The organism is Acinetobacter calcoaceticus (assembly GCF_016508255.1).
In the GTDB taxonomy this organism is placed as follows: Bacteria; Pseudomonadota; Gammaproteobacteria; order Pseudomonadales; family Moraxellaceae; genus Acinetobacter; species Acinetobacter calcoaceticus_E.
Map to the genome: position 1 here is coordinate 200,412 of NZ_JADVKT010000002.1, position 21,456 is coordinate 221,867.

The 21,456-nt window shown below is 37.2% G+C and carries 25 protein-coding genes; 19 read left to right on the forward strand and 6 right to left on the reverse strand.

All coding sequences use genetic code 11. The features are described from left to right. Positions 1 to 102: 102 nt before the first annotated feature. Complete coding sequence (locus tag I5515_RS04935; protein ID WP_199965034.1) at positions 103 to 990, reverse strand: LysR family transcriptional regulator; 888 nt, start codon at positions 988 to 990, stop codon at positions 103 to 105. 116 nt (positions 991 to 1,106) lie between these two features. Here I5515_RS04935 and I5515_RS04940 point away from each other — a divergent pair, with 116 nt between their 5' ends. From I5515_RS04940 to I5515_RS04970, 7 genes are all read left to right on the forward strand, one after another. Continuing rightward, positions 1,107 to 2,297, forward strand: coding sequence for a serine hydrolase domain-containing protein (locus tag I5515_RS04940; protein ID WP_199965035.1), 1,191 nt, complete (start codon positions 1,107 to 1,109; stop codon positions 2,295 to 2,297). Next, entirely contained in the window at positions 2,294 to 3,457 is a 1,164-nt protein-coding gene (locus I5515_RS04945) for an MFS transporter (RefSeq protein WP_199965036.1), read from the forward strand. Before I5515_RS04940 ends, I5515_RS04945 begins: the two co-directional genes overlap by 4 nt. A gap of 661 nt (positions 3,458 to 4,118) precedes the next feature. Continuing rightward, positions 4,119 to 4,691: a TetR/AcrR family transcriptional regulator gene (locus I5515_RS04950; RefSeq protein WP_199965037.1), complete on the forward strand. Its 573-nt coding sequence runs from the start codon at positions 4,119 to 4,121 to the stop codon at positions 4,689 to 4,691. A gap of 281 nt (positions 4,692 to 4,972) precedes the next feature. Next, positions 4,973 to 5,677, forward strand: a complete 705-nt coding sequence (locus tag I5515_RS04955; RefSeq protein WP_199965038.1) for a hypothetical protein — start codon at positions 4,973 to 4,975, stop codon at positions 5,675 to 5,677. Positions 5,678 to 5,930: 253 nt separating this feature from the next. Then, positions 5,931 to 6,248, forward strand: coding sequence for a hypothetical protein (locus I5515_RS04960; protein ID WP_199965039.1), 318 nt, complete (start codon positions 5,931 to 5,933; stop codon positions 6,246 to 6,248). 194 nt (positions 6,249 to 6,442) lie between these two features. Then, complete coding sequence (locus tag I5515_RS04965; RefSeq protein WP_199965040.1) at positions 6,443 to 6,637, forward strand: hypothetical protein; 195 nt, start codon at positions 6,443 to 6,445, stop codon at positions 6,635 to 6,637. Between the two features lie 258 nt (positions 6,638 to 6,895). After that, positions 6,896 to 7,354 (forward strand): hypothetical protein, encoded by a 459-nt coding sequence (locus I5515_RS04970; RefSeq protein ID WP_199965041.1) that lies wholly within the window; start codon positions 6,896 to 6,898, stop codon positions 7,352 to 7,354. Positions 7,355 to 7,435: 81 nt separating this feature from the next. Here I5515_RS04970 and I5515_RS04975 read toward each other — a convergent pair whose 3' ends face one another. From I5515_RS04975 to I5515_RS04990, 4 genes are all read right to left on the reverse strand, one after another. Next, positions 7,436 to 8,326, reverse strand: coding sequence for a hypothetical protein (locus tag I5515_RS04975; RefSeq protein ID WP_199965042.1), 891 nt, complete (start codon positions 8,324 to 8,326; stop codon positions 7,436 to 7,438). After that, the gene (locus tag I5515_RS04980; protein ID WP_199965043.1) at positions 8,323 to 9,390 is read right to left on the reverse strand and encodes a GNAT family N-acetyltransferase; all 1,068 of its coding nucleotides are present in this window, start codon (positions 9,388 to 9,390) and stop codon (positions 8,323 to 8,325) included. Before I5515_RS04980 ends, I5515_RS04975 begins: the two co-directional genes overlap by 4 nt. A gap of 9 nt (positions 9,391 to 9,399) precedes the next feature. Continuing rightward, positions 9,400 to 10,839 (reverse strand): aspartate aminotransferase family protein, encoded by a 1,440-nt coding sequence (locus I5515_RS04985; protein WP_199965044.1) that lies wholly within the window; start codon positions 10,837 to 10,839, stop codon positions 9,400 to 9,402. A 74-nt stretch (positions 10,840 to 10,913) separates the two neighbouring features. After that, positions 10,914 to 11,669 (reverse strand): MipA/OmpV family protein, encoded by a 756-nt coding sequence (locus I5515_RS04990; RefSeq protein ID WP_199965045.1) that lies wholly within the window; start codon positions 11,667 to 11,669, stop codon positions 10,914 to 10,916. Positions 11,670 to 12,100: 431 nt separating this feature from the next. On the opposite strand from I5515_RS04990, the gene I5515_RS04995 reads away from it, so the two are divergent. The 6 genes from I5515_RS04995 (at position 12,101) to I5515_RS05020 (ending at position 16,655) form a co-directional block, all read left to right on the forward strand. Further along, positions 12,101 to 12,814 carry an MtnX-like HAD-IB family phosphatase gene (locus I5515_RS04995; protein WP_199965046.1) on the forward strand — a complete coding sequence of 238 codons (714 nt, stop codon included), beginning with the start codon at positions 12,101 to 12,103 and terminating at the stop codon, positions 12,812 to 12,814. Beyond that, the gene (locus I5515_RS05000) at positions 12,811 to 13,695 is read left to right on the forward strand and encodes an alpha/beta hydrolase (protein ID WP_199965047.1); all 885 of its coding nucleotides are present in this window, start codon (positions 12,811 to 12,813) and stop codon (positions 13,693 to 13,695) included. The genes I5515_RS04995 and I5515_RS05000 overlap by 4 nt, the downstream gene beginning before the upstream one ends. Next, complete coding sequence (locus tag I5515_RS05005) at positions 13,692 to 14,051, forward strand: EamA family transporter (protein ID WP_199965048.1); 360 nt, start codon at positions 13,692 to 13,694, stop codon at positions 14,049 to 14,051. Before I5515_RS05000 ends, I5515_RS05005 begins: the two co-directional genes overlap by 4 nt. Next, complete coding sequence (locus I5515_RS05010; protein WP_199965049.1) at positions 14,048 to 14,446, forward strand: DMT family transporter; 399 nt, start codon at positions 14,048 to 14,050, stop codon at positions 14,444 to 14,446. The genes I5515_RS05005 and I5515_RS05010 overlap by 4 nt, the downstream gene beginning before the upstream one ends. 334 nt (positions 14,447 to 14,780) lie before the next feature. Next, entirely contained in the window at positions 14,781 to 15,725 is a 945-nt protein-coding gene (locus I5515_RS05015) for a DUF4424 family protein (RefSeq protein WP_199965050.1), read from the forward strand. Between the two features lie 132 nt (positions 15,726 to 15,857). Next, a complete protein-coding gene (locus tag I5515_RS05020; protein WP_199965051.1) occupies positions 15,858 to 16,655 on the forward strand; it encodes an SDR family NAD(P)-dependent oxidoreductase in 798 nt (265 codons plus the stop codon). Here the strand turns inward: I5515_RS05020 and I5515_RS05025 are convergent. Further along, positions 16,652 to 17,254, reverse strand: coding sequence for a DoxX family protein (locus tag I5515_RS05025; protein WP_199965052.1), 603 nt, complete (start codon positions 17,252 to 17,254; stop codon positions 16,652 to 16,654). The two genes, I5515_RS05020 and I5515_RS05025, sit on opposite strands and share 4 nt — an antisense overlap. Before the next feature lie 162 nt (positions 17,255 to 17,416). On the opposite strand from I5515_RS05025, the gene I5515_RS05030 reads away from it, so the two are divergent. The 6 genes from I5515_RS05030 (at position 17,417) to mumR (ending at position 21,163) form a co-directional block, all read left to right on the forward strand. After that, the gene (locus tag I5515_RS05030; RefSeq protein WP_199965053.1) at positions 17,417 to 17,725 is read left to right on the forward strand and encodes a hypothetical protein; all 309 of its coding nucleotides are present in this window, start codon (positions 17,417 to 17,419) and stop codon (positions 17,723 to 17,725) included. A gap of 69 nt (positions 17,726 to 17,794) precedes the next feature. After that, the gene (locus I5515_RS05035; protein ID WP_199965054.1) at positions 17,795 to 18,658 is read left to right on the forward strand and encodes a DUF692 domain-containing protein; all 864 of its coding nucleotides are present in this window, start codon (positions 17,795 to 17,797) and stop codon (positions 18,656 to 18,658) included. Further along, entirely contained in the window at positions 18,609 to 19,364 is a 756-nt protein-coding gene (locus tag I5515_RS05040; protein ID WP_199965055.1) for a DUF2063 domain-containing protein, read from the forward strand. The genes I5515_RS05035 and I5515_RS05040 overlap by 50 nt, the downstream gene beginning before the upstream one ends. 2 nt (positions 19,365 to 19,366) lie before the next feature. Next, on the forward strand, positions 19,367 to 19,987 hold the full coding sequence (locus I5515_RS05045; RefSeq protein WP_199965056.1) for an RNA polymerase factor sigma-70: 621 nt from the start codon (positions 19,367 to 19,369) through the stop codon (positions 19,985 to 19,987). Next, complete coding sequence (locus tag I5515_RS05050) at positions 19,981 to 20,160, forward strand: zf-HC2 domain-containing protein (protein ID WP_199965057.1); 180 nt, start codon at positions 19,981 to 19,983, stop codon at positions 20,158 to 20,160. The genes I5515_RS05045 and I5515_RS05050 overlap by 7 nt, the downstream gene beginning before the upstream one ends. Positions 20,161 to 20,251: 91 nt before the next feature. Next, on the forward strand, positions 20,252 to 21,163 hold the full coding sequence (gene mumR / locus I5515_RS05055; RefSeq protein WP_199965058.1) for a LysR family transcriptional regulator: 912 nt from the start codon (positions 20,252 to 20,254) through the stop codon (positions 21,161 to 21,163). Positions 21,164 to 21,456: the final 293 nt, after the last annotated feature.

Below are 21,456 nucleotides of genomic sequence, written 5' to 3' on the forward strand. Positions count from 1 at the left end.
AATATATTATTCATATTAGCGTTAAATAATGAATAAAGTTTCACCAATAATAGCCATTTAGCTTTATGTAAATATTTTATAAACTAAATTTTAACAAGCTCTTTATTTTTTAAACATACGTTCAGACAAGAAATTAACAAATGCTCGAACTTTCGGAGACGGATGTTTACTTGCAGGCCAGAGTACATTAAATACGCCTGTTCTATCTATAAATTCAGGTAATACTTGAACTAGTTGATTGGTACTCAACAATTCTTTAATAGAAAAGTCAGGCAGGCAAGCAATTCCTCGACCTTTCAGCGCAAAACAAACTCTTGTCTCAATATTATTACAAATCATCGATATTGGCAGTTGTAACTCTGATTCATTTTCAGTTGTTTTTAAGGGCCATTTCTCAAGCTTGCCGCTATGAGAAAATCGATAATGTAAACAAGAGTGTTCTAATAAATCAGCAGGTACTACCGGAGTTCCACGTTGAGCTAAATATGCTGGAGAGGCGACAAGTAATTGTCTAAAAGTCCCCAGTTTCAAGGCTTTTAAGCGTGAATCTGTTGGAATACCTGTACGAACAACAGCATCAAATCCTTCTTCAATTACGTCTACCAAGCGGTCTGTAAAATCTAGATCTAATTCTATTTCTGGATATTCCTGCATAAAGTCACCAAGTATAGGTAATACCAGTGAACTAACTAAAGGCAAGCTCACACGTAATCGCCCTTGTGGAGACTTTATTGCTTGCGATAATTCCATTTCTGCTGCTTCAATTTCAGCCAGTATCCGTCGACTACGTTCTAAAAATAATATTCCTTCAGCGGTCAGATTAATACTACGTGTATTACGATGAAAAAGTCGCACACCAATTTTTTCTTCAAGGCGAATCAAGCTCTTACCAACGGCAGAAGCTGAAATTCCTAATGAACGTCCCGCTGCAACAATACTTCCAGTCTCAGCGATTTTAACGAATACGGTAAATCCATTCAGGCTATCCATTCTTTCCTCCTTATTACGGAATAAAACTTCCGTATAACAAGGAACTATACCCGACTTTTTCTTTAATAGGAGACTTCCTAGTATATAAATTACGAATATGAAAAGAAGTTTTTACTATGATTTCTAAAGCGTCTGTATCAAGTAACACCGTACCATCAACCTCTTTAAGCCTCATTCAAGATGTTGTTCAAAAAGCTATAGATAATAATCAGTTAGTCGGTGCTGTGGTTATGGTGGCTCAACATGGGAAAGTTATACACCGTGAGGCATTAGGACTATCTGATCGGGAACAATCAATATCCATGACCATGAACACTGTCTTTCGCTTAGCGTCAGTGAGCAAGGTCATTGTTTCAACAGCCGCTTTAGTCTTAGTTGCCCAAAATAAACTGAGTTTAGATGAGTTCATTCATCACCAATTACCATTTTTTCAGCCTAAATTAGAAAATGGAAGGTTTGTTCCCATTACTCTACGTCAACTACTCAGCCATACGGCAGGCTTGGGCTATCGGTTTCTTGAACTAGATAGCGCTGGTGCATATTCGCAGGCAGGTGTCTCTGATGGCATGGATTCATCCACTATTAGTTTAGAAGAGAATGTACGTCGAATTGCTACCGTACCTTTACTCTATGAGCCAGGGAAAGGATGGGGATATTCTTTGGCAACTGATGTATTAGGCGCATTAATTGAAAAAGTATATGGCAAGCCTTTAGATCAAGCAGTTAAAGAATTAGTCACTGATCGATTGAAAATGAACAAGACTGGTTTCGCTGTACCCGATAACCAACATGTAGCAATTGCTTATGTGAGTGATAGTCCTGAACCTCATATTTTATTAGAAGAAGAGGTTGTTTCACCATTTGAAGGGTGTGTTGGAATTAGTTTTAGTCCTCGCCGTATTTTTAATTCGCAAGCATTTTTCTCAGGTGGCGCAGGAATGGCCGGAACCGTTGAGGATTTTTTTAACTTATTAGAAGCCCTTCATAAAGAGGACTCATTATTTTTACCTCCTGAATTAGTTCATGAAATGACAAGAGATCAAACGGATGGTTCTGAGTTACCAAGTGCGCCGGGCTTTGGTTTTGGTCTCGGATTTTCAGTACTAAGAAACGCTCAGCAAGCACTTTCACCAGAGTCAGAGGGAACATGGCGTTGGGGAGGAGCTTACGGTCATTCATGGTTTGTCGATAAAAAACATGATCTGAGTGTGATCGCATTTACAAACACGCTTTATGAAGGAATGTCTGGAAAGTTTGTCACAGACCTACGTGATGCAGTTTATAAAGCGATAGGAGTTGTCGAATGAGCAGCTCACCTTCAAATGATCGGTTGCCTATCGTTCCATTACTCATCCTCGCTATGGGAGCATTTGTTACGATCTTGACTGAAGCTTTACCTGCGGGGTTATTACCTCAATTAGCTTTGGGTTTAAATATATCTGAATCCGTAGCGGGACAAACAATCACCATATATGCGATTGGGTCTTTATTAACAGCCATTCCATTAACGAATGCTACCCAAAGTGTTCGGCGTAAACCCTTGTTATTAATTGCTCTAGCGGGTTTTGCTCTCACAAATCTAATTACAACGTTATCTACCAGTTATCTTTTAACAATGGTTGCCCGATTTTTTGCAGGTGTTTCAGCAGGGTTACTTTGGGCCTTGCTCGCTGGATATGCAACGCGAATGGCGCCAGAACACTTGAAAGGGCGTGCGATAGCGATAGCAATGTTAGGAACTCCATTAGCTTTATCGCTAGGTGTGCCAGCAGGTACTTACCTTGGTCAACTCTTCGGTTGGCGAATGGCTTTTGGTGTTATGAGTATTTTTGCGATACTTTTAGTGGTATGGGGAAGCTTTACATTACCTGACTTTGAGGGGCAGGCTACTGATAAACGCACATCTTTAAAACGAGTGTTCCTGTTACCTGGGGTTAGACCTATATTATTTACTGTTTTAAGCTTTGTGCTTGCCCATAATATTTTATATACCTACATAGCTCCGTTTTTAACAATTGCTGATTTAGCTAAAAATACGGATATTATTTTACTCATATTCGGCTGTTTATCATTATTCAGCATCTTTATTACAGGACTGCTGATTGACCAATATTCACGCCTATTAACCCTCAGTAGCATAATATTATTTGGCTTTTCCGCTCTTTTACTGGCGGTCATGGGTAATCACACGGTTCCTGTTTATGTGGCAATCGCAATTTGGGGTGTTGCGTTTGGTGGTGCTGCGACATTGTTTCAAACGGCCTTGGCGGAAACGACAAATGATATGGCTGATATTGCTCAATCCATGTTAGTCACTGTTTGGAATATTGCCATTGCTGGCGGGGGAATTATCGGTGGCTTTTTACTGAGTAATTTTGGAGTGAGCACTTTTCCGTTCGTTATTTTAATATTGTTATGTTTTACATTCATTGTAGTGTGGCGGGCTAAGCAATATGGGTTCCGCTAAAACTATATATTTCACTATAAAAATGCAGAGGGTAATGGATCATTTAATTTTTATTAACTATATTTAATTAAGCTTTTGCTTAAATATGTAATTTAATGAAAAACAATAATTATTTAAATATTTTCTAGACAATTTCACATTGACACCTCAAATATTGAAGATTACCATTTGCATGCTGGCCACATTGCCAGTCGGTCGTCGCGGACCGGTTTTTTCGACCACATCAGGATTATTTCTTCTGAGGAATAGTTTTGTGTGAGCATCTCCTCGTTCCCTCCCGTTGCGGTAGGACGGGAGAGGGACACCTTCGGGTGTGCTGGAGTCGAAACCAGTCCGCGAACCCTTTCTCGTTCTGCCACCATAATTCTATAAATGTCTGGCAGAACTCCCAATAAAAAGGAGTTGGCTTTGCACATTCTTAATTTCTTGGCTCTCGATGCCAAAAGCTATAACAACACTACTTAAAGCATATTGAACAGCTAGATGACCTTTAGGTTTTTCAAGCTTTAAGTCATTACGGCTCAAAAAACTTGCATCAACAATAAAACTTGAGATGTGCCAAGCACAGTCTTTGCGGCTTTGCTGTGCTTTTTTTCTCCCAAAAAGGGCACAGGTTTTTTTATCTCATTTAGATACAACAAGAATTTATAACGGTAAAACTATGCCAAATTTAGTTCTCTCTACACGTGCTGTACAAGTTGTGAATAAGTCGATTGATTTATTTCACCATCGCGGATTTCACACTGTTGGGATCGACAGAATCGTGCAAGAGTGTGAAATTACAAAATCGACTTTTTATCATTATTTTCATTCTAAAGATCGGTTTATTGAAATCTGTTTGATCGTACAAAAAGAACGTTTAAAAGAAAAAGTAGTTTCAATTGCTGAGTGTGAATGTGAAACCAATGTGGTTGATAAAATTAAGAAATTATATTTTTTACATACAGATTTAGAAGGGCCTTACTATTTATTATTTAAAGCAGTTTTTGAAACGGAACTGACTCATCCCAAAGCCTATCAAATTGCGATTAGGTATAGAACATGGCTCATCAATGAAATTTATAGCCAGCTTATAAAACTAAAAACCGATGCTTCTTTTCAAGATGCAAAGCTATTTTTATATCTGATTGAAGGCGCAATTATTCAGCTTTTAAGCTCAGATGGGGCAATCGAGCAGGAGAGTGTGCTTGAGTATTTTTTTGTGGGGTTTGGCGGCGGTGAAGGTGATAAATAGATGGGTTTATAGCTTAGATTGTCACGAAATTTTAACTTGATATTTCACAAAGATAATTCTAGAATCCGCCCAACAAATTTTTAGGAGCTTCATTGTGAGTACTTGCTCGAGTGACGGTAGTCGATCGGTAATAGTTTAAGTATCCACAGAAGTCCTACGGACCTCTTCTTGTGGATGCAAGAAGAGGTTTTTTATTTTCATCTTTTCATTTCTATTATTAACCCATGATCTAATCATGTCTGGTTGCAGTACTTGCATATGCTCCCTCACTTATAGGAGTGATGCTAGTGTTATTTACTTTAAAGAAACGCTCACTTATTTCTGGTTTCTGTTTATTAGCATTATCTAATTCTAGTCATAGTGGACGCCCCATGGTTGTTGATGATGCAACCCTTGTTTCCCCAAAAACTTGCCAACTTGAAACATGGATGCAGCATAATCCTGACAGCAAAGAATATTGGGCAAAGCCTGCTTGTAATTTTGGCGGTAATTTTGAATTTTCTGTAGGTTTGGGAAAAGTAAACGATGACACCGAGCACTTGAACTATGCAACTTTACAAGGCAAAACTTTATTAAAACCTTTAGAGACCAATGATTGGGGACTTGGTTTTTCTTTTGGAACTCAAATTAATACAAAAGATTCTTCGAAGAAAGATTGGACTGCCAATGTTCCGCTAAGTATTTCTACCTTGGATGATAAGTTTTTAATACATGCCAATATTGGTTGGTTACGTGAAAATACCACGCATAAAGACCAGACCACATGGGGAATCGGAACCGAAACACAACTTGCTCATCCATTAACTTTCACTGCCGAAGTATATGGTAATGATCGAAATGATTCCTTCTATCAAACGGGTTTAAAGTACATGATCTATAAGGATTTGGTTCAATTAGATGCAAGTTATGGCAACCGAATTTCTAATCACGATAATGCTTTTTTCTCTGTCGGTTTAGTATTTCAAACAAAACCATTTTTACGTTAATAGGTTAGAAATATCTTAATAAGTTATTTTCAAAAAAGTGCTCTTTTTTTTAATGAAAGGGCACAATAAAAAGAAGTTTAAAAGCTATTTAGCTACTTTTCCTTGTGATTGATGATAAAAATTTCACTTTATCTATCAATAAATGTGACATATTCTAACTTTTTATAACATGTAAATACGGCTATCTTAATTTGACTTGAGCACGAATTTTTAAAGTGTTCTCAATTTAGTTAGATTTCTAGGTGTTTAAAAAATGAATAAAATGCATGTAACTTTAGCTGTAATTATTGGTTTAATTGTTGGTGGAGTAATAGGCGCTCTAGGTTACTCTAAAACTGCTGCGCGTTATGACGCCATGACCACAGCATGTGTCATGGTAAACCAAGCGGTTGAACATGGGATTCTGAAACCTGAACAAGTAAAAGAGCTGGGCGAGCTAACAGGCCAAAGCCTTAAAAAAGATTATGAGTCTGTTGCAGCTAAATTTAAATTTTCTGAAAAGCAATTAGGTAACGCATCTGAAGGTTCTCATTGTAGCCAGTTTATTGTTGGGGTAAATGCCGCAAAATAAGCTAGAGGAAGCCCACAGTCTGTGGGCTTTTTTATAAAGCCTATTTAAGAGGTGATGAAGAGAAGCGACAAGATCAACTGAACATATAATCTACAGACTGTTATAATCAGTATTGTGCCTGAATGATCATCACAAAATCTAAAGTTTGCTCTAAAGGCAGCTTTTTGTGATTGCAAACAAATCTGCTAGGAAATATGAAACGTTATTTAAAACAAATTCAATCGACAACTTCTAAGTGGACAACAGAACAAGACTGTTTCTTGATAGAAAATAATTCTCTCCCAATTCATGAACTCACAGAACATTTGCCTTTTTCTGAAGAAGAAATAAGGGTGCGTCGGTCTGTTCTCGGTTTAGTCAGAAGAGATAAGCAGATGAAAATATATTAGTTTTACCATTTGGTAAAAACAATATGAAAGTAAATGTTTCTGATTATCACTATTTAACCAGTCATTTTGTGGATGAGTTATCAAAACCATAATTTTTTTAGGTGTTTTTTTGGTGCAACTTACGCAAAGCACTAATTAGTTACAAGCTACTTTAATAAGGTTACTTATACTTACACTTCTTTAAGCATAATCAAAGTCATAAAAGATTCATAGATCAGCACTTTATAACAATAGTACGGAGAGAGGAGAGAGAGGTTAATGCCAAAGTATCTAGCTGTAGCCGAAAGGGTTTATAAAAATATTAAAAAAGATGGCTTATTCACTGATGACATTACTCAGAATCTTAACTGCTTAATTAGTCAGATTCGAAAAGCTATCAAGGGAACTGAGTTTAAACTCAAGTTTAACTATATAGATTTTGAGGAGAACTTAACTAAACCATTAAGTGAGTGCAAAGTTCAAATTGATTTAAGTGTCATGCCAAAATTTGCCAATGAAGGAGAGTATCTTCTTTGGTTAGCTGGTTTTATAGAGCGAATTACGGAAGGAGGAAAACCGAAATTGCCACCAATTTCTCAATTTCTTCCACCCGGTTTTAAGATGTCGAAAGAGGCATTTCCTATAAATGTCGCCCCTTCAAAAGAGGAGCATGCGGATTTGATCATTAGTTATTTTAAATCCGAAGATTTTATAAAAACCAATAAAACGCCTTCATAGAAGAATATAGAAGTATTCGTCCACCATACTTCTATATAACTGCTGGTTTATCTCAGCGACCGCCTTCTGGGGCGGTTTTTTTTATTGATCGGACCAAGCTGAATTTATTGCATTAATTAACCGTAGGTTTAATGCTTTCTGCTCTAGTTGCCAATTTGAAATTTCTTCAGCAGTAGGTTCTTGTTGCCCGTCGGAGGCTGCTAAAAACCGTTTAAAGTAATTTTTATAATGATAGGCAGAAACATCGCCAGTAATATCTGCCGCAACTAAACGGCCTTTACATGCTTGAATTAGGTCTTGTAAATGACTTTCCAGAAATTTTCCTTGATCCCAGTTGGTCATGACAACATCACTTGAAAGCACATCCTTATCAATCGACAAATAAATAGCAGCGTTAGATGCTTTTATTTCTGTCAGGAATGTAGATAACAGTTCATCGGGATGATTGAAATTTTGCCATGCATTTTTTTTACCCATAAAACGCACCCATGATGCATTTTGTTGGACACTCCAGTAATGCAGTTTCCCTTTATATAGGGGCGACCAATGGTTTTCTACTGCATGTGCCCATCCAATATCACTTGAACTGATCCCAAGCACATCAATTCTGGCAACTTGTGGAAGTTTGCTTGCCCAATACACCCATGAACCGCAGTGAATACCAAAAGGGTAACGCATATTGTCAGGATGGTTATCACAGACAATCAAATGGATTGGTTCTGCGGATGGCAGTCTTTCCAATAAGAGCTGGGTAACATGATGGTAATCACCACTGCCTAAAAGGACACAACCCAAGTTTGAAGGTAAATGCTGGTTAAGGTGAGTACGTAACTCATCAAATTGCTTTAATTTACAACCAAAACGAATCACCTCTTGCCATGAGGTTAAATCAATGCGTACCGCATCATCAGGATCACCAGCAGAATCATCAAAGTTTAAAACGATAGGTGTTCTGTTATTTATCAGATTCATGATCGTGTTTCCTGTTTAACGTGCCAATGATGATCTGCTTCAAATAGAGGTCGTAATTTTTTTAAAATAAAACGTAAGACAGGGGAATGTATCCATACCAGATGTCGCGTAAACGTAAATTTAGCACCCAGTTGAGCTTTGACTTCAGGGTCTGTCCATCCAGCAATGTAGAATTTGAGGTTGTTGGCTAATGCATAATCTAAATTTACGAACCAACTAATAAAATATAAATTGTATTCTTTTGCTAGCGGGTAATTAAGCCCAATATATTTATCAACAAGATTCTCTTTATATTCATAACAAATGTTATAGCCTACAAGTGTAGTGTCTGCCCAATATAAAAAGACTTTGCCACCACTGTTTGCATCTTGAAGAATTTCTGAAAAAAACTCAGGGCTGAGTAGGTCAAAATGTATTTCGCTTTGCTGATAAACGGCAAGATAGAGCTTATATAAATATGTTTTAAACTCATGATCATTAAAGCGTTCATCGCCCGTAGATAATTGTTCAACGTTTAATTCATTTAAACTTTTGAGTTTACGTTTAAAGTTTTTACGACGGGGTCTAGATAATCTAGAGAGATACTCTTCACGGCTTGAAAAATCGATAGGAACGTAAGCTAAAGCTTGTCCTTCAACAGATAAAAACCCCTTTTTTTCTGCATCTTGAATAAAATTGTGACTGTAATTATTTTCAAGTTCGCTCAATAAAGGTGAATCTAAAGGCAGATCTTTAATAATGCCTAACTTAATTTTTTGGTCATTATTTTTTAAAAAATCTGTAATCGAGTCCAGAGAAAGTTCATTGGGTAATAAGCTGTATTCGGTAACAGTGGTACCGATGAAACATGTTTTAAAATGAAGAATTTTCCCCCAGGTTGAATACCCTGGCAATGCTTTGATTTTTTTAAGAAGGTCTGTATCTAGAGTCGTTAATAAGTCAAACTCTGTATAAAAATAAGGCAAAAAATTATTAGGAGAATGAACCTGAAAACTTAAAGGTGGATGCTTTAAAAAAGCATCCACCACTGCCTGAGGTTCTAACTGATTCAGGTTTGTAGTCATAAATTGATTTTAAATTTCCCGTTTAGCTCGAATAAATAATTGGTCAAGTAAAACCATTGCTTGATCGATTTCGGCTCTCGAGATTTCTAGAGATGGTGCAAATGTAATTACGTTTTTGTAATAACCGCCTACATCTAACACCAAACCACATTGTTGTCCTTGATATTCAAGTGTACCTGAAAGACCGATATCGACCATTTTATCCAATAATTCTTTGTTTGGAGTAAAGCCATCAGCCTGACAAACTTCTGCACGCAATGCTAGTCCTAATCCGTCAACATCACCAATTTCTGGATGACGTGATTGTAAGTCTTTTAGACCTTCTAGGAAATAGGCACCACTTTCCATGATTTGTTTTTCATAGTCTTTTTCAGCCAACATGTGCATGACTTCAAGACCAACTGCTGTACCAAGTGGGTTAGACGCAAACGTTGAGTGAGTTGAACCAACTGGGAAAATTTCAGGATTAATCATTTCTTCTTTTGCCCAAATACCGGCAAGAGGATTTAATCCGTTAGTTAACGCTTTACCAAATGCAACAACGTCTGGCGTAATATCGAAATGTTCGAAAGACCAGAGTTTACCAGTACGGTAGAAGCCCATTTGGATTTCGTCGACAACCAATAAAATACCGTGGTCATCTAGAACTTTTTTCAAACCTTTATAGAAGTTTTTAGGTGGGATTACATAACCACCAGTACCCTGAATTGTTTCGATATAGAAAGCAGCAAATTCACTTTCACGAACTTTAGGGTCCCAAACACCGTGGTATTCATTTTCAAAAAGACGTGCAAATTCAGCAACTAGCTTGTCTGCATATTCTTCTGGTGTCATACCTTTAGGACGACGGAACGGGTATGGGAATGGAATGAATTGAGCACGCTCACCGAAATGACCATAACGGCGACGGTAGCGATAGCTTGAAGTAATTGAAGATGCGCCTAAAGTACGGCCATGGTAACCGCCTTCGAAAGCGAACATGCGGCTTTTGCCTTTAGTAAAATTACGTACAACTTTTAATGAGTCTTCAATTGCTTGTGAACCACCAACGTTGTAGTGAACACGGCCTTGTACACCTGTCTTTTTAAGAATGTCTTCAGCAATAACTTTACTGAGTTCAATTTTAGTTGGGTGTAAATATTGGCTAGCAATTTGAGGAAGTTCATGAATTTGCTTGATAAGCGCCTGATCTAAACGAGGGTTTTTATAACCAAAGTTGACCGCCGAATACCACATTTGTAAATCTAGATATGGAATATCCTGGTCATCAAAAATATAGCTGCCCTGACAATCCGTAAAAATCTTAGGTGGGTTTACATAGTGTACTGTATCGCCGTGTGAACAATACTTTGCCTCATCTGCTAGAAGTTGTGCCTCATTAAGTCGAACGCGGTTCTTCGAACTCGTTGCAGAAGTGCTTTCTTGCTTGAATGTATGATCGTTGTTCATACTTCTATTCCTTTTACGGTTGGTGTTTTCAGTGTGTATGTTTTAGATACAGAGGCTGAGTGAAAAAATGTTATTTAAAAGCTATAGGTAATACCCAAAGCAGGGGTAATGTCTGTACGTTTTTTTACCATTGGGCTTTTGAACTGTTCGTTTGATAGATAATTAACTTCAAGAGAACTAAAAGCATTCCAGTGCTTGGAGACTTGGTAGTTGGCAGTCATGCTTACAAAAGGCGTTACACTTTGGCCCGGTTGATATGCTGCGATCCCACTACGTTTACTTTCAGCCTCACTCACACCGTAGTAATATTGGTTATATTTTGCGTTGTTCCATTGGAAACCTGCTTCTGGATAGATGGTTAAATTGCCTTCTTCTAGTTCAGCAAGATAAGAAGCTCTTAAAATAGTACCTTTACTACGGGATAAAATATCGGTATTAAGTCTTGCTTTGAATCCACCATAAGGTGTAATTCGCATATAACTTGCACCAGCCAAAACAGACCATTTCCGTTTGTCTAGTAAATGAAGTTCACCGCTTGGATCGTATGAGTTGCCGTCATAGTGACCATCGATGCGTAATTGATTTTTGTCGTCTTTGAACAGGTAATAGCCCGCATCTTCGCCTTCAATATAGAATTTGTCATTGTCATAGAAAGCCACAGGCAGAAGCGTTTGAGAGGTTTTATGACCTTTATAAGCCTGAAAGTTTACAGAATAGTTAAAACCCATTGTTAAATCTGGTGATGAGCTTTCTTGTGCATAAGCTGGATAGTAAAAACAGCAGTTGGCTATTACTATTGCTATGGAAATTCTTTTCAATGGTTTAATCATATTCAGTCTTTCTGGGGGCAAGAAAAAACGGTGTTTAGTTGTGTTCTGTTCAAAATTTTTTTGAATATAAAAGTTAATTCTTATGCAAATCTTAATAAAAAATTAAAACTAACTTAATTTTGTATTTTATGGTCAAATCACTCTAATTTCGAGTAAAAAATAGACTATTTAAGAAGGATGCGTGATTCATTTTAGTGTGTATCCTTATTTGAGACAAATAAATTAGTAAGTTTTTCTTCAAAATAAAAAGTGTTTTTTGCAAGTTTTAAATCATCTGAAGTCTATTTATATGTTTGTAAGTGCTAGAATAACATAATACTTTATTCCAAATTTTTTTTGAATACTCCTAATTAAAGAAATTTTAAGATTTCCCACCTAAAGTTATAGTGTGATTTTTATAAAAATTCTTAAATTATTCGTATGAGGCATTTATGTTCATGGTCAACCAGCACTATTACACAGATCACACTGTACCTTGGCATATTTTATGTGACTTTGATGGAACAATCAGCTTAAAAGATACGACGGATTATTTGCTCGAAACTTACGCAAAAGCTGGCTGGGAAGAAATTGAAGAAGAGTGGGAACAAGGGAAAATTGGTTCTAAAGTCTGTATGCAAAAACAGATTGAACTGCTGGATGTATCAATTGATGAATTGCACCAATGTCTCGATCAGATTGAAATTGATTTGGGCTTTATCGAATTAGTAAAGATTACTGCTCAATATAAAATTCCTTTGACCATTGTGAGTGATGGGCTCGATTTTGTGATTCACCATATTTTAAAAAAATATAATTTAGAGCATTTGCCTGTTATTGCAAATCATCTGGTTCAGACCGGTGAAAGGTCATGGAGACTAGAGTTCCCTAATGAAGAGGTGAACTGTATAAGTGGCACATGTAAATGTAAGGTTGCAAATCAAAAACCTCAAAAGCATATTATTTTGATTGGTGATGGTCGTTCAGATTATTGTCTGGCGGGAAATGCAGATTATGTTTTTGCAAAAAAATCTTTAATAGATCATTGTAAAGAAAACAATATTTTTCATACCAAATTTGAAAACTTTGCAGAAATTTACCAACCATTGTCAAAGCTATTATGTAGTGATTTTGGAATCGATACCCCAGTTACGGTGATCACATGATAAAAGATAATTCATTTTTTTTATCAGGTAACAGAACTGGTATTTTATTGATTCATGGTTTGACTGGCACACCAAATGAAATGAGAGGAATTGCACGCATTTTGCATCAAGCAGGTTATAGTGTGTATGGCGTTCAGTTGGCTGGGCATTGTGGCGATGTTGAAGACTTAGTAAACACTCGATGGGAAGATTGGTTTGAGAGCGTAGTTGCAGCAGCAGAAAAGCTAAAAGAACATACAGATGATTTATTTGTTGCAGGCTTATCAATGGGGTCTTTGTTAGCATTAAAGTATGCGTCGACTTATCCGGTTGCCGGAGTGATTGCCTATAGTCCAACCTTTCAATACGATGGTTGGAGCATTCCTTTATGGTCAAAAATGCTTGCACCTATTGTTTTGCCTAGTATTCATTATTTAAATATTTGTCGTCATAATACGTTTGATGAAGCTGAACCTTATGGTATTAAAAATGAGGTATTGCGTTCGCGTATTGTGCAGGCCATGAATAGCGGTGAAAGTAGCGAAGCAGGCTTACCTGGTAATCCGTGGCACTCATTGTTTCAGTTACAACGCCTGTCGCGTAATGTTCGTAAAAATCTCTCAAACATTACTGCACCATGTCTATTACTACATGCCTATGACGATGATATTGCTCACCGAAGAAATAGTGAGTTAATTTATGCCAAGGTGAAGGGGCCTAAGAGTTTAGTCTGGCTTTATAATAGCTATCACATGATCACTATTGATAATGATCGGAAACAAGTGATAGAAGAATCCATTCGATTTATTAAGCAATACGAACATCAAAAAAATAAATCAGAGATTCCGTCAATGAGACCGGAAATAAAAGTCTCACCTGAAATGATTGGTAAATCCTTATGAATATTGTGGTGTTCAGTGTATGGATGCTAACCATTTTGATTGATACAGTAGGGCAGTTGGCTTTTAAGGCCGCTGCTCATGAAAGTAAAACCAACGAAGGGCTTGAACATTGGTGGTTCATGGCTAAACGCCCGTGGCTATGGGTTGGTGTTTTTTGTTATATCTTTGAATTTGTCGTTTGGCTCGCTTTCCTCTCGCTAGTTCCACTTTCTGTTGGGGTAATGCTAGGGTGCATCAATATTGTAGTGATCATGCTTGCTGGTCGTTTATTCTTTAAAGAAAAATTAACTCGAAATCGATTAATTGGTGTTGTTCTGATCGGACTCGGAGTGACTATTGTTGGGATTGGAGCATGAAAAAATTTTATATCGTTGGTTTTTTAACACTAATGCTCTTCGATACTTTGGCTCAGATCAGTTTTAAGTTGGCTTCAAATCATGCAATGCCTTTAACTTTTGATGTCGATTGGCTAATAAGGGTATTTAGTCATCCTTGGATTTATGGGGCTTTCATTGGATATATAGGTGCCTTTTTTATCTGGATGAATTTATTAAAGCATGCACCTATTGGACCTGCCTTTGCAGCTTCACATTTAGAACTCATCACTGTCATGTTTTTGTCGATTTGGCTGTTTAATGAACCGCTTACATTTACAAAAGTCACAGGCGCTATTCTTATTTTTGCTGGTGTTTGCTTCTTGGCTAAAGATGAAGAAGAGAGCCATAGTCATGAAGAAGCTGCTATAAAATAATCTTTAATCAATTATTTTTTAAAACCGTCGTAACTCCCGTAACTGATATTTGTGAATGTTAGTGCAATGCTCAATAAGCATTTGGGGGGTATGGCGGTTTTATTATTTTTAAGTTAATAAATTGAAAATTAAAAGAAAGATGCAAAATAAGCCATCTAGTTATTTGCATAAAATAAAAAGACAAATTTTCAAACCTAAATACAAATAAAGATGTTCCTATTCAATTGATTATTTGCTCTTAAATAATGCTTGAAGCGCTTACCGCAGCAGCCCTAAACCGCTATTATTTATAGATTGATATTTCATAATGAAAAACGATATAGAGCACTTAAAAATGAAAAAACTGACAATGGCCTTTGCTGTTTTGATTCCACTATCGACTTACACCCTAGCCAATGATTCTACGGGGTATGTCGGTACAGGCGGCATTCAATATCTTAAAAATTCACAAGTTGCGATGCAAAGTGAAGATCTATTTATTAGTAAAAAGATGATTAAAGTTGACTATCTTTATAAAAACCTAAGCAATAAAGATGTCACTGAAACTATTTTGTTTCCGCTACCTCGTATTGATAATTTCTTCGAATCTGATTTTGCTCACACTGAACAGCTTTTAAAAAGCTTTAAGATTGTGGTGGATGGTAAAAATATAAAACTGGACATGCATGTCAGAACGTTTATTCAAAAAGATGAAAAATCACCATTAATTGATGCAACAGATGAGTTTAAGCAGTGTGGTTTTAGTGAAAAAGACATGCTAAATCCGTGGGCACGTAGTAATTATGATTATGAATATTATGTAGATAAGCTAAAACAATGTAAGAAGCCACAAATACAAAAAATCTTAGCCAATTTTAAAAAAGAAGATGTGATTCCGTGGTCATCTCAAGTGATTTATAGCTGGAAGCAAACTTTTAAAGCCAATAGCCAAACTAAAATTCATCATGAGTATAAGCCTTTAGTCGGCGGCTCTGTTGCGCTATACCCCGATGAAGATAGCCGGCAATTTTGCATGGATAAACAATTTAAGCAGGGTCTTAAAAAAGCCCAAGCAGAACATTCGCCGTTTAGTGCTTTGGGCTATATTTTGACGACAGGCGCAAATTGGGCAAAGCCAATTGAAAATTTTAAGTTAACAATTGAGCGTGATAAAAATGAACTGGTTTCATTTTGTTGGGATGGCAAAGTTAACAAAATTAGTCCAACACAATTTCAAATGACCAAAACCAAGTTTGTTCCTGAAAAGGATCTGGATATTATTTTTGTTCAAGTGAAATAGCCTGCGTTGTGCAATCGACCCAATGCACACTGGCTTTAATGATCTAATTAAGCTTTACGTTGTATAAAATTGCATCATATTTGATTGTGTGCCATAACTTAATCAGGACGCACAATAAGAAGAGGATGCCGTATGTTGCTCAATGGAAAAGTAGCGTTAGTCTTTGGAGGCAGTGGGGCAATTGGCACTGCGATTGCACAGGTTTTAATTCGTGAAGGGGCGCATGTCTATTTATGCGCAAGAAATCTAGACAAACTTCAACACATCGCAGCACAACTTCAAAAATCTGGAGGAGTGGTACATACGGTTAGTGTTGATGTGCTCGACAGTCAGGCAACAAGTGAAGCAGTCGGTCAAATTGCTCAAAATACGAGTGGTTTAGATTTAGTCATCAATGCAACGAGTTTTATGCATGATCAAGGCAAAGAACTTTTGGAATTAAATCTTAACGAGTTTGTAGGGGGAATACAGCCATTTCTAACGGCTCAGTTTAATATATCGAAAGCTGTAGTTCCTTATATGGGTGGTGAGCGTGGCGGAACCATCATTTCGATTGTGGCACCTTCAGCACGAATGGCGATACCGGGACATCTCGGACATATTGTGGGCTGTGCTGGAATTGAGGCATTTATTAAGGCGCTTGCCAGTGAGTTAGGTTCTAAAAATATACGGGTACTCGGTGTGCGCTCACATGCAATTGTTGATGCGGTTCAAGCAGGTTCTTACACGCGTGAATTATTTGAGTCTAAAGCACAAGCAATGGGACTTAGCATAGGACAATGGCTTGAAGGTGCTGCTCAGAGCACCATGCTAAAGCGTTTACCTACACTTTCTCAGGTTGCTGAAACCGTCGCTTTTCTTGCATCGGAACATGCGAACTCGATGACGGCAACTATTGTGAATATGACCGCTGGTGCAATAGTTGATTAGAGCAGCTTATTCTTAATCCAATAATCTAAGCTAAAATAACGGCCGCCTCCAAGTACAAGTAGAGCAACGAGCATGACTATATAGGTGGCTGCAAATTCAATTCCATTGTTTAAAACAACAAATGAACCACTCGACGTAAGCCAGTCATAGTTGCCATAGTTTTGCAGGATCTCTCGAGCTTTATCTAACTTTTCAGCCGAAGCTAATACTTGCATGTTGGCGAAAGGTGCATGTGGGTCTGCAATTGCTTGCCAGCCATTGGGTAGGTGTACCGTAAATATTGCAACCAACATGGTAATAATGAGGGGAATACTAATTAAACGGGTAAACAGACCAAATGTTAAGAGTATTGCACCTGCCAGTTCAGTTGACGTTGCAAGTAGAGCCATTAAATAGGGAAAAGGAAGTCCTAAACCTCCATCTGAATTGCCAAACCATTCTACAATGTCACTGAAGTGCATCAATTTATTTGTGCCTGCCATCCAAAATATTGGAACGAGATACAATCGAATAGCCAGTGCTGCAATGCCATCAATATGTTGTAGAGACTTACCGAGATTTTGATAATATTGAGATAAGCCATAAATAAAGTTCTTCATGATAATTTCACATCCAATACGATTGAATAGTAATTAGTCGGATGAAAACTGTATTTCTTACATAAAAAAAATTTATTTACGGTGTAATAAAAAAGGATTTGGTCCGTCTAACTTTATGTACCCATGTACAAACCGAGAAATTATCATTAAAGGAATACGAAAATGAACAAACTCAACTCAATGACTTCAGTCGCAGCATTATTAGCACTTTCAGTTGCAGGTGCTACGCAAATGGCTGTAGCAGCAACCAATACAACCACTGAAATGCATGCAACCAAAGCAGCAGATGGCAAATGCGGTGAAGCGAAATGCGGCGCCAACAAAATGAAAAAACATGAAAAGTCTGCTGAAGCAAAATGTGGAGCAGATAAAAAAGCAGCAGATGGTAAATGTGGAGCAACCAAAAAAGCAGCAGACGGCAAGTGTGGTGCAGATAAAAAAGTCGCTGATGGTAAGTGTGGCGCTAAATAAACAATCTAAATATGGGTGATGTCGACCTTCTGATAAGTGTCGGCATCATTTCCAAAAGGAGAAATCACCATGATGGAGTTGTCAGGTGTAGGACTTGGTTTAAGGCGTGATTTTATAGATTCGTTTTTAGATGCTAAAACATATCCGGACTTTATTGAAGTTGCCCCTGAAAATTGGCTGGGGTTTGGTGGGCGGCATGCGAAATTACTCGCACAGTGTATTGAAAAAGCCCCATTAATTTGTCACGGCTTGTCATTATCTATTGGAGGGCCGCATCCACTTAATCTCGAATTTATCGGTAAAGTAAAAAGTTTTTTAGAACAATATGATGTGCCAATTTATTCTGAACATTTAAGTTATACAAATGATGGCGGCTATTTATATGATTTGTTGCCAATTCCAATGACAGAAGCGGCTGTTCAATATGTCGCTGAACGTATTTTACGTGTTCAAGACATTTTAGGAAAAAGATTAGTCATAGAGAATGTTTCTACATATTTAATGCCCAATGCTGAAATGAGTGAAGCTGAGTTCATTCGTGAAGTGCTTCAATTTGCAGACTGTGATTTGCTTCTGGATGTAAATAATGTCTACGTCAATAGTATTAATCATGGCAGTGATGCATTTGGATTTATTCGGGACATGCCAAAAGAACGAATCCGTTATTTACATATTGCCGGACATGAACAAGTTCAGAAAAATTTGTTAATTGATACGCATGGGGCAGAGGTTTGTGACCGTGTGTGGGAACTACTGAGATATACCTATCAAGTCTGTGGTGTGAAACCAACTTTACTTGAGCGCGACTTTAATATTCCATCATGGCAAGAATTAGAAGAGGAACTCGCCAAAATTAAAATAATTCAACAACAGGAGAGTGGTTATGAACGGAAATCAAATATCCTTCCAAACCATGCAACAACAGTTTTGTGACTGGATTAGAGATCCTGATTTGGAAATCCCTCAAGAACTTCCTGTCGAAAGAATGCAAATTTATCGGGATTTGCTTTTTAATAATGTCAGTTCATTTATTGACTTAGTTTATCCTGTGGCTCGCGCGATGTTACCAGAATTAAAGTGGCAACAATTACTTTCTGAATTTTTTCAAAAAGCTGAGTGTCGCTCACCTTTATACAATGATATCTCTTTAGAATTTAGAGAATATTTGACAGATCAACGGCACCCGATATTGCAAGAATATCCTTGGTTGGCTGAATTATTACAGTTTGAATGGCTTGAACTGTATTTAGATACTGTTGAAATTGAAGATGTCATTTTGCATGAAAATTATAATTGGCAGTTAACCACCAAAGTATGGGTATTGGTTTATCAATATCCCGTTTATCTCTGGTCTACTTTAATGACACTAGAACAAGTTGAACTTATGCCAGGTGCAATCATGGTCTGGCGCGATGAACAGGATAAAGTATGTATCGAACAGCGTTCTCCATTATTTGCCATGGTGATTGAACAGCTAAATCAAGGTATACAGTTAACTGATGAAGATATTCACACACTCATTCAATCTGCACTCGCTGACTTGTCTGAGTCTGATATTTATCTGCAAATTCAAGAACTAAAAACCTTATTAATCCGACTACGATTAATTCGAATTCCCCATGATTTTAAAGAGGTATAAGGATGACTTCAGCCGTTGCATCAGATCATGAAGAAATAGGGGATCAACTGCATAATCCAGTCTTTTTACAAGACTTAAGACAGCAGATGATAAAATTTGCATTTTTACAGTTGTCCTCGCTTCCTCAAGCTGAAGATGTGGTGCAAGAGGCATTGACCAGCGCTTTTCAGCATTTAGATTCATTTAAAGGGCGCGCCGCTTTCAAAACTTGGGTCTTTGCCATTTTAAAAAATAAAATTATTGATGTGGTTCGGCAAAAGTCACGCTTGGTCACAATGTCTGAATTGTTTAAAGATGAAGAAAGTGAACTTAGTATTGATGAATTGTTTGATGCCTCGGGGCACTGGCACAAATATGAAGCACCTCAAGCATGGCAAAGCCCTGAAAAAATGATTGAGCAGTCAGATTTCTGGATAATTTTTGAAGCCTGTTTAGATCATTTGCCAGCCAAATATGCTCAGGTTTTTATGTTGAGAGAAGTGATTGAGCTTAGTTCCAATGAAATTTGTAGCAAGCTGGAAATTTCTATCTCGAATTTTAATGTGCTGATGTATCGAAGTCGTACCCGATTACGTGAGTGTCTAGAAAATAAATGGTTGTTGAAGGAGGATTGTTCATGCTGACATGTCGACAAGCCACTCAATTATTGTCCGAAAAGCAAGATAGGCCGTTGTTTTTACGTGAGCAAAGTGGTTTACAACTGCATCTATTAGCCTGCCGGTCATGCCGTCGCTATGCGAAACAGATTAAAACGATTAGTCAGCTTTCTAAAGTATTTAGAAATTTGGATGACTAACTTTATTTAAAAAATTATTTATTGCTAGCCTTACTACGCTAAAAGCTCCCATACTATAAAAGTAGAGGAGTTATTGAATACAGGATGAAAAGTGAATTTAAAAAATCTGGAAGCATTTTATTGGGTCGTCACTTTAAATAGCTTCAATAAGGCTGCGGCAAAATTGCAAACCACACAGCCTGCGGTCTCTCAAAAAATCACATCTCTTGAAAATGAATTAGGTTTTAAAATTTTAGATCGAAGTTATCGGCAATTTAAACCGACCCATAAAGGCATCACGTTATTTAAATATGCCGAAAAATTTATGCGTTTAGAGACAGATCTGGTTGCTGAGCTTACCGAAAATCAGCACCTGACTGGCACCATTCGTTTAGGTGTTTCAGAAACAATCGTTTATACGTGGTTAGTTGAATATATCGAAAAAGTTCAACAGGAGTTCCCAAAAATTTCAGTCGAAATTGTGGTAGATCTGACACCAAACTTACAAGAAGGCGTTCGGACAGGGGACTTGGACATGGCCTTTTTGCTTGGGCCAACGTTAGCTTTTGAATGTATTGAGCAGGCACTATGTGATTTCGAGCTGAGTTTCTTGGCTTCACCATCATTTAAAGGTGGTTTTGCTCAAATGTCTTTTAAAACTCTTATGTCTCATACCATTTTAACTTATCCAAAAATTACCTATCCCTATAAAGAATTGAAAGCAAGAATGAAAGAACAAGGAATTGATGAACCACTTTCAATTACCAGTTATTCACTCGCAACTTTATTGCGTTTAGCCGAACAGGGCTTAGGTATTGCTGTTGTGCCAACCTTAACGGCGTTAAAAGAAATTATGGATGGTCGATTAGAGGTATTAAATACCCCCATTCAGTTAAAGACCTTTCATTTCACTTCTATTTACATTCAAGGGAATGATGTTGCTTTAAAAGAAAAATTGACCGATGTTGCGGTGAAGGTCTCGATGAGCGCCATGAAAAGACTCAATGAACAAATTAAAAACTAGGCTGTTTTCGAATATTTCTTGTCACTATTTTTATTGTTTTAAGAAGCTGTTTTTTATGTGAAACCATAAAAGCAGCTTATCTACATCGATAAGTAAATATTATCCTTGTTTATGATTAATTTTAAAAAATATAAAAATCAATAGCTTATAATTCTTACTTTATGTAAAAAGTCTTATTGTTCGTAGGGATTAGCTATGTTTTTATCTTAAATACAAGATTTGATCACCGATTGTATTGATTGGGGAACAGGGAATCTTTGTCATTTAAAAGGATTAAAGAATATTGTTTGGGA

Coding starts and splice junctions, on each gene's coding strand:
- I5515_RS04950 (WP_199965037.1), top strand. CDS start 4,119: ATGCCAAATTTAGTTCTCTCTACACGTGCTGTACAAGTTGTGAATAAG.
- I5515_RS05045 (WP_199965056.1), top strand. CDS start 19,367: ATGACTTCAGCCGTTGCATCAGATCATGAAGAAATAGGGGATCAACTG.
- I5515_RS05025 (WP_199965052.1), bottom strand. CDS start 17,254: ATGAAGAACTTTATTTATGGCTTATCTCAATATTATCAAAATCTCGGT.
- I5515_RS05020 (WP_199965051.1), top strand. CDS start 15,858: ATGTTGCTCAATGGAAAAGTAGCGTTAGTCTTTGGAGGCAGTGGGGCA.
- I5515_RS04940 (WP_199965035.1), top strand. CDS start 1,107: ATGATTTCTAAAGCGTCTGTATCAAGTAACACCGTACCATCAACCTCT.
- I5515_RS05030 (WP_199965053.1), top strand. CDS start 17,417: ATGAACAAACTCAACTCAATGACTTCAGTCGCAGCATTATTAGCACTT.
- I5515_RS05005 (WP_199965048.1), top strand. CDS start 13,692: ATGAATATTGTGGTGTTCAGTGTATGGATGCTAACCATTTTGATTGAT.
- I5515_RS04945 (WP_199965036.1), top strand. CDS start 2,294: ATGAGCAGCTCACCTTCAAATGATCGGTTGCCTATCGTTCCATTACTC.
- I5515_RS04935 (WP_199965034.1), bottom strand. CDS start 990: ATGGATAGCCTGAATGGATTTACCGTATTCGTTAAAATCGCTGAGACT.
- I5515_RS04975 (WP_199965042.1), bottom strand. CDS start 8,326: ATGAATCTGATAAATAACAGAACACCTATCGTTTTAAACTTTGATGAT.
- I5515_RS04990 (WP_199965045.1), bottom strand. CDS start 11,669: ATGATTAAACCATTGAAAAGAATTTCCATAGCAATAGTAATAGCCAAC.
- I5515_RS05035 (WP_199965054.1), top strand. CDS start 17,795: ATGATGGAGTTGTCAGGTGTAGGACTTGGTTTAAGGCGTGATTTTATA.
- I5515_RS04985 (WP_199965044.1), bottom strand. CDS start 10,839: ATGAACAACGATCATACATTCAAGCAAGAAAGCACTTCTGCAACGAGT.
- I5515_RS04995 (WP_199965046.1), top strand. CDS start 12,101: ATGTTCATGGTCAACCAGCACTATTACACAGATCACACTGTACCTTGG.
- I5515_RS05050 (WP_199965057.1), top strand. CDS start 19,981: ATGCTGACATGTCGACAAGCCACTCAATTATTGTCCGAAAAGCAAGAT.
- I5515_RS04955 (WP_199965038.1), top strand. CDS start 4,973: ATGCTAGTGTTATTTACTTTAAAGAAACGCTCACTTATTTCTGGTTTC.
- I5515_RS04960 (WP_199965039.1), top strand. CDS start 5,931: ATGAATAAAATGCATGTAACTTTAGCTGTAATTATTGGTTTAATTGTT.
- I5515_RS05000 (WP_199965047.1), top strand. CDS start 12,811: ATGATAAAAGATAATTCATTTTTTTTATCAGGTAACAGAACTGGTATT.
- I5515_RS05010 (WP_199965049.1), top strand. CDS start 14,048: ATGAAAAAATTTTATATCGTTGGTTTTTTAACACTAATGCTCTTCGAT.
- I5515_RS04970 (WP_199965041.1), top strand. CDS start 6,896: ATGCCAAAGTATCTAGCTGTAGCCGAAAGGGTTTATAAAAATATTAAA.
- I5515_RS05015 (WP_199965050.1), top strand. CDS start 14,781: ATGAAAAAACTGACAATGGCCTTTGCTGTTTTGATTCCACTATCGACT.
- I5515_RS04980 (WP_199965043.1), bottom strand. CDS start 9,390: ATGACTACAAACCTGAATCAGTTAGAACCTCAGGCAGTGGTGGATGCT.
- I5515_RS04965 (WP_199965040.1), top strand. CDS start 6,443: ATGAAACGTTATTTAAAACAAATTCAATCGACAACTTCTAAGTGGACA.
- I5515_RS05040 (WP_199965055.1), top strand. CDS start 18,609: ATGAACGGAAATCAAATATCCTTCCAAACCATGCAACAACAGTTTTGT.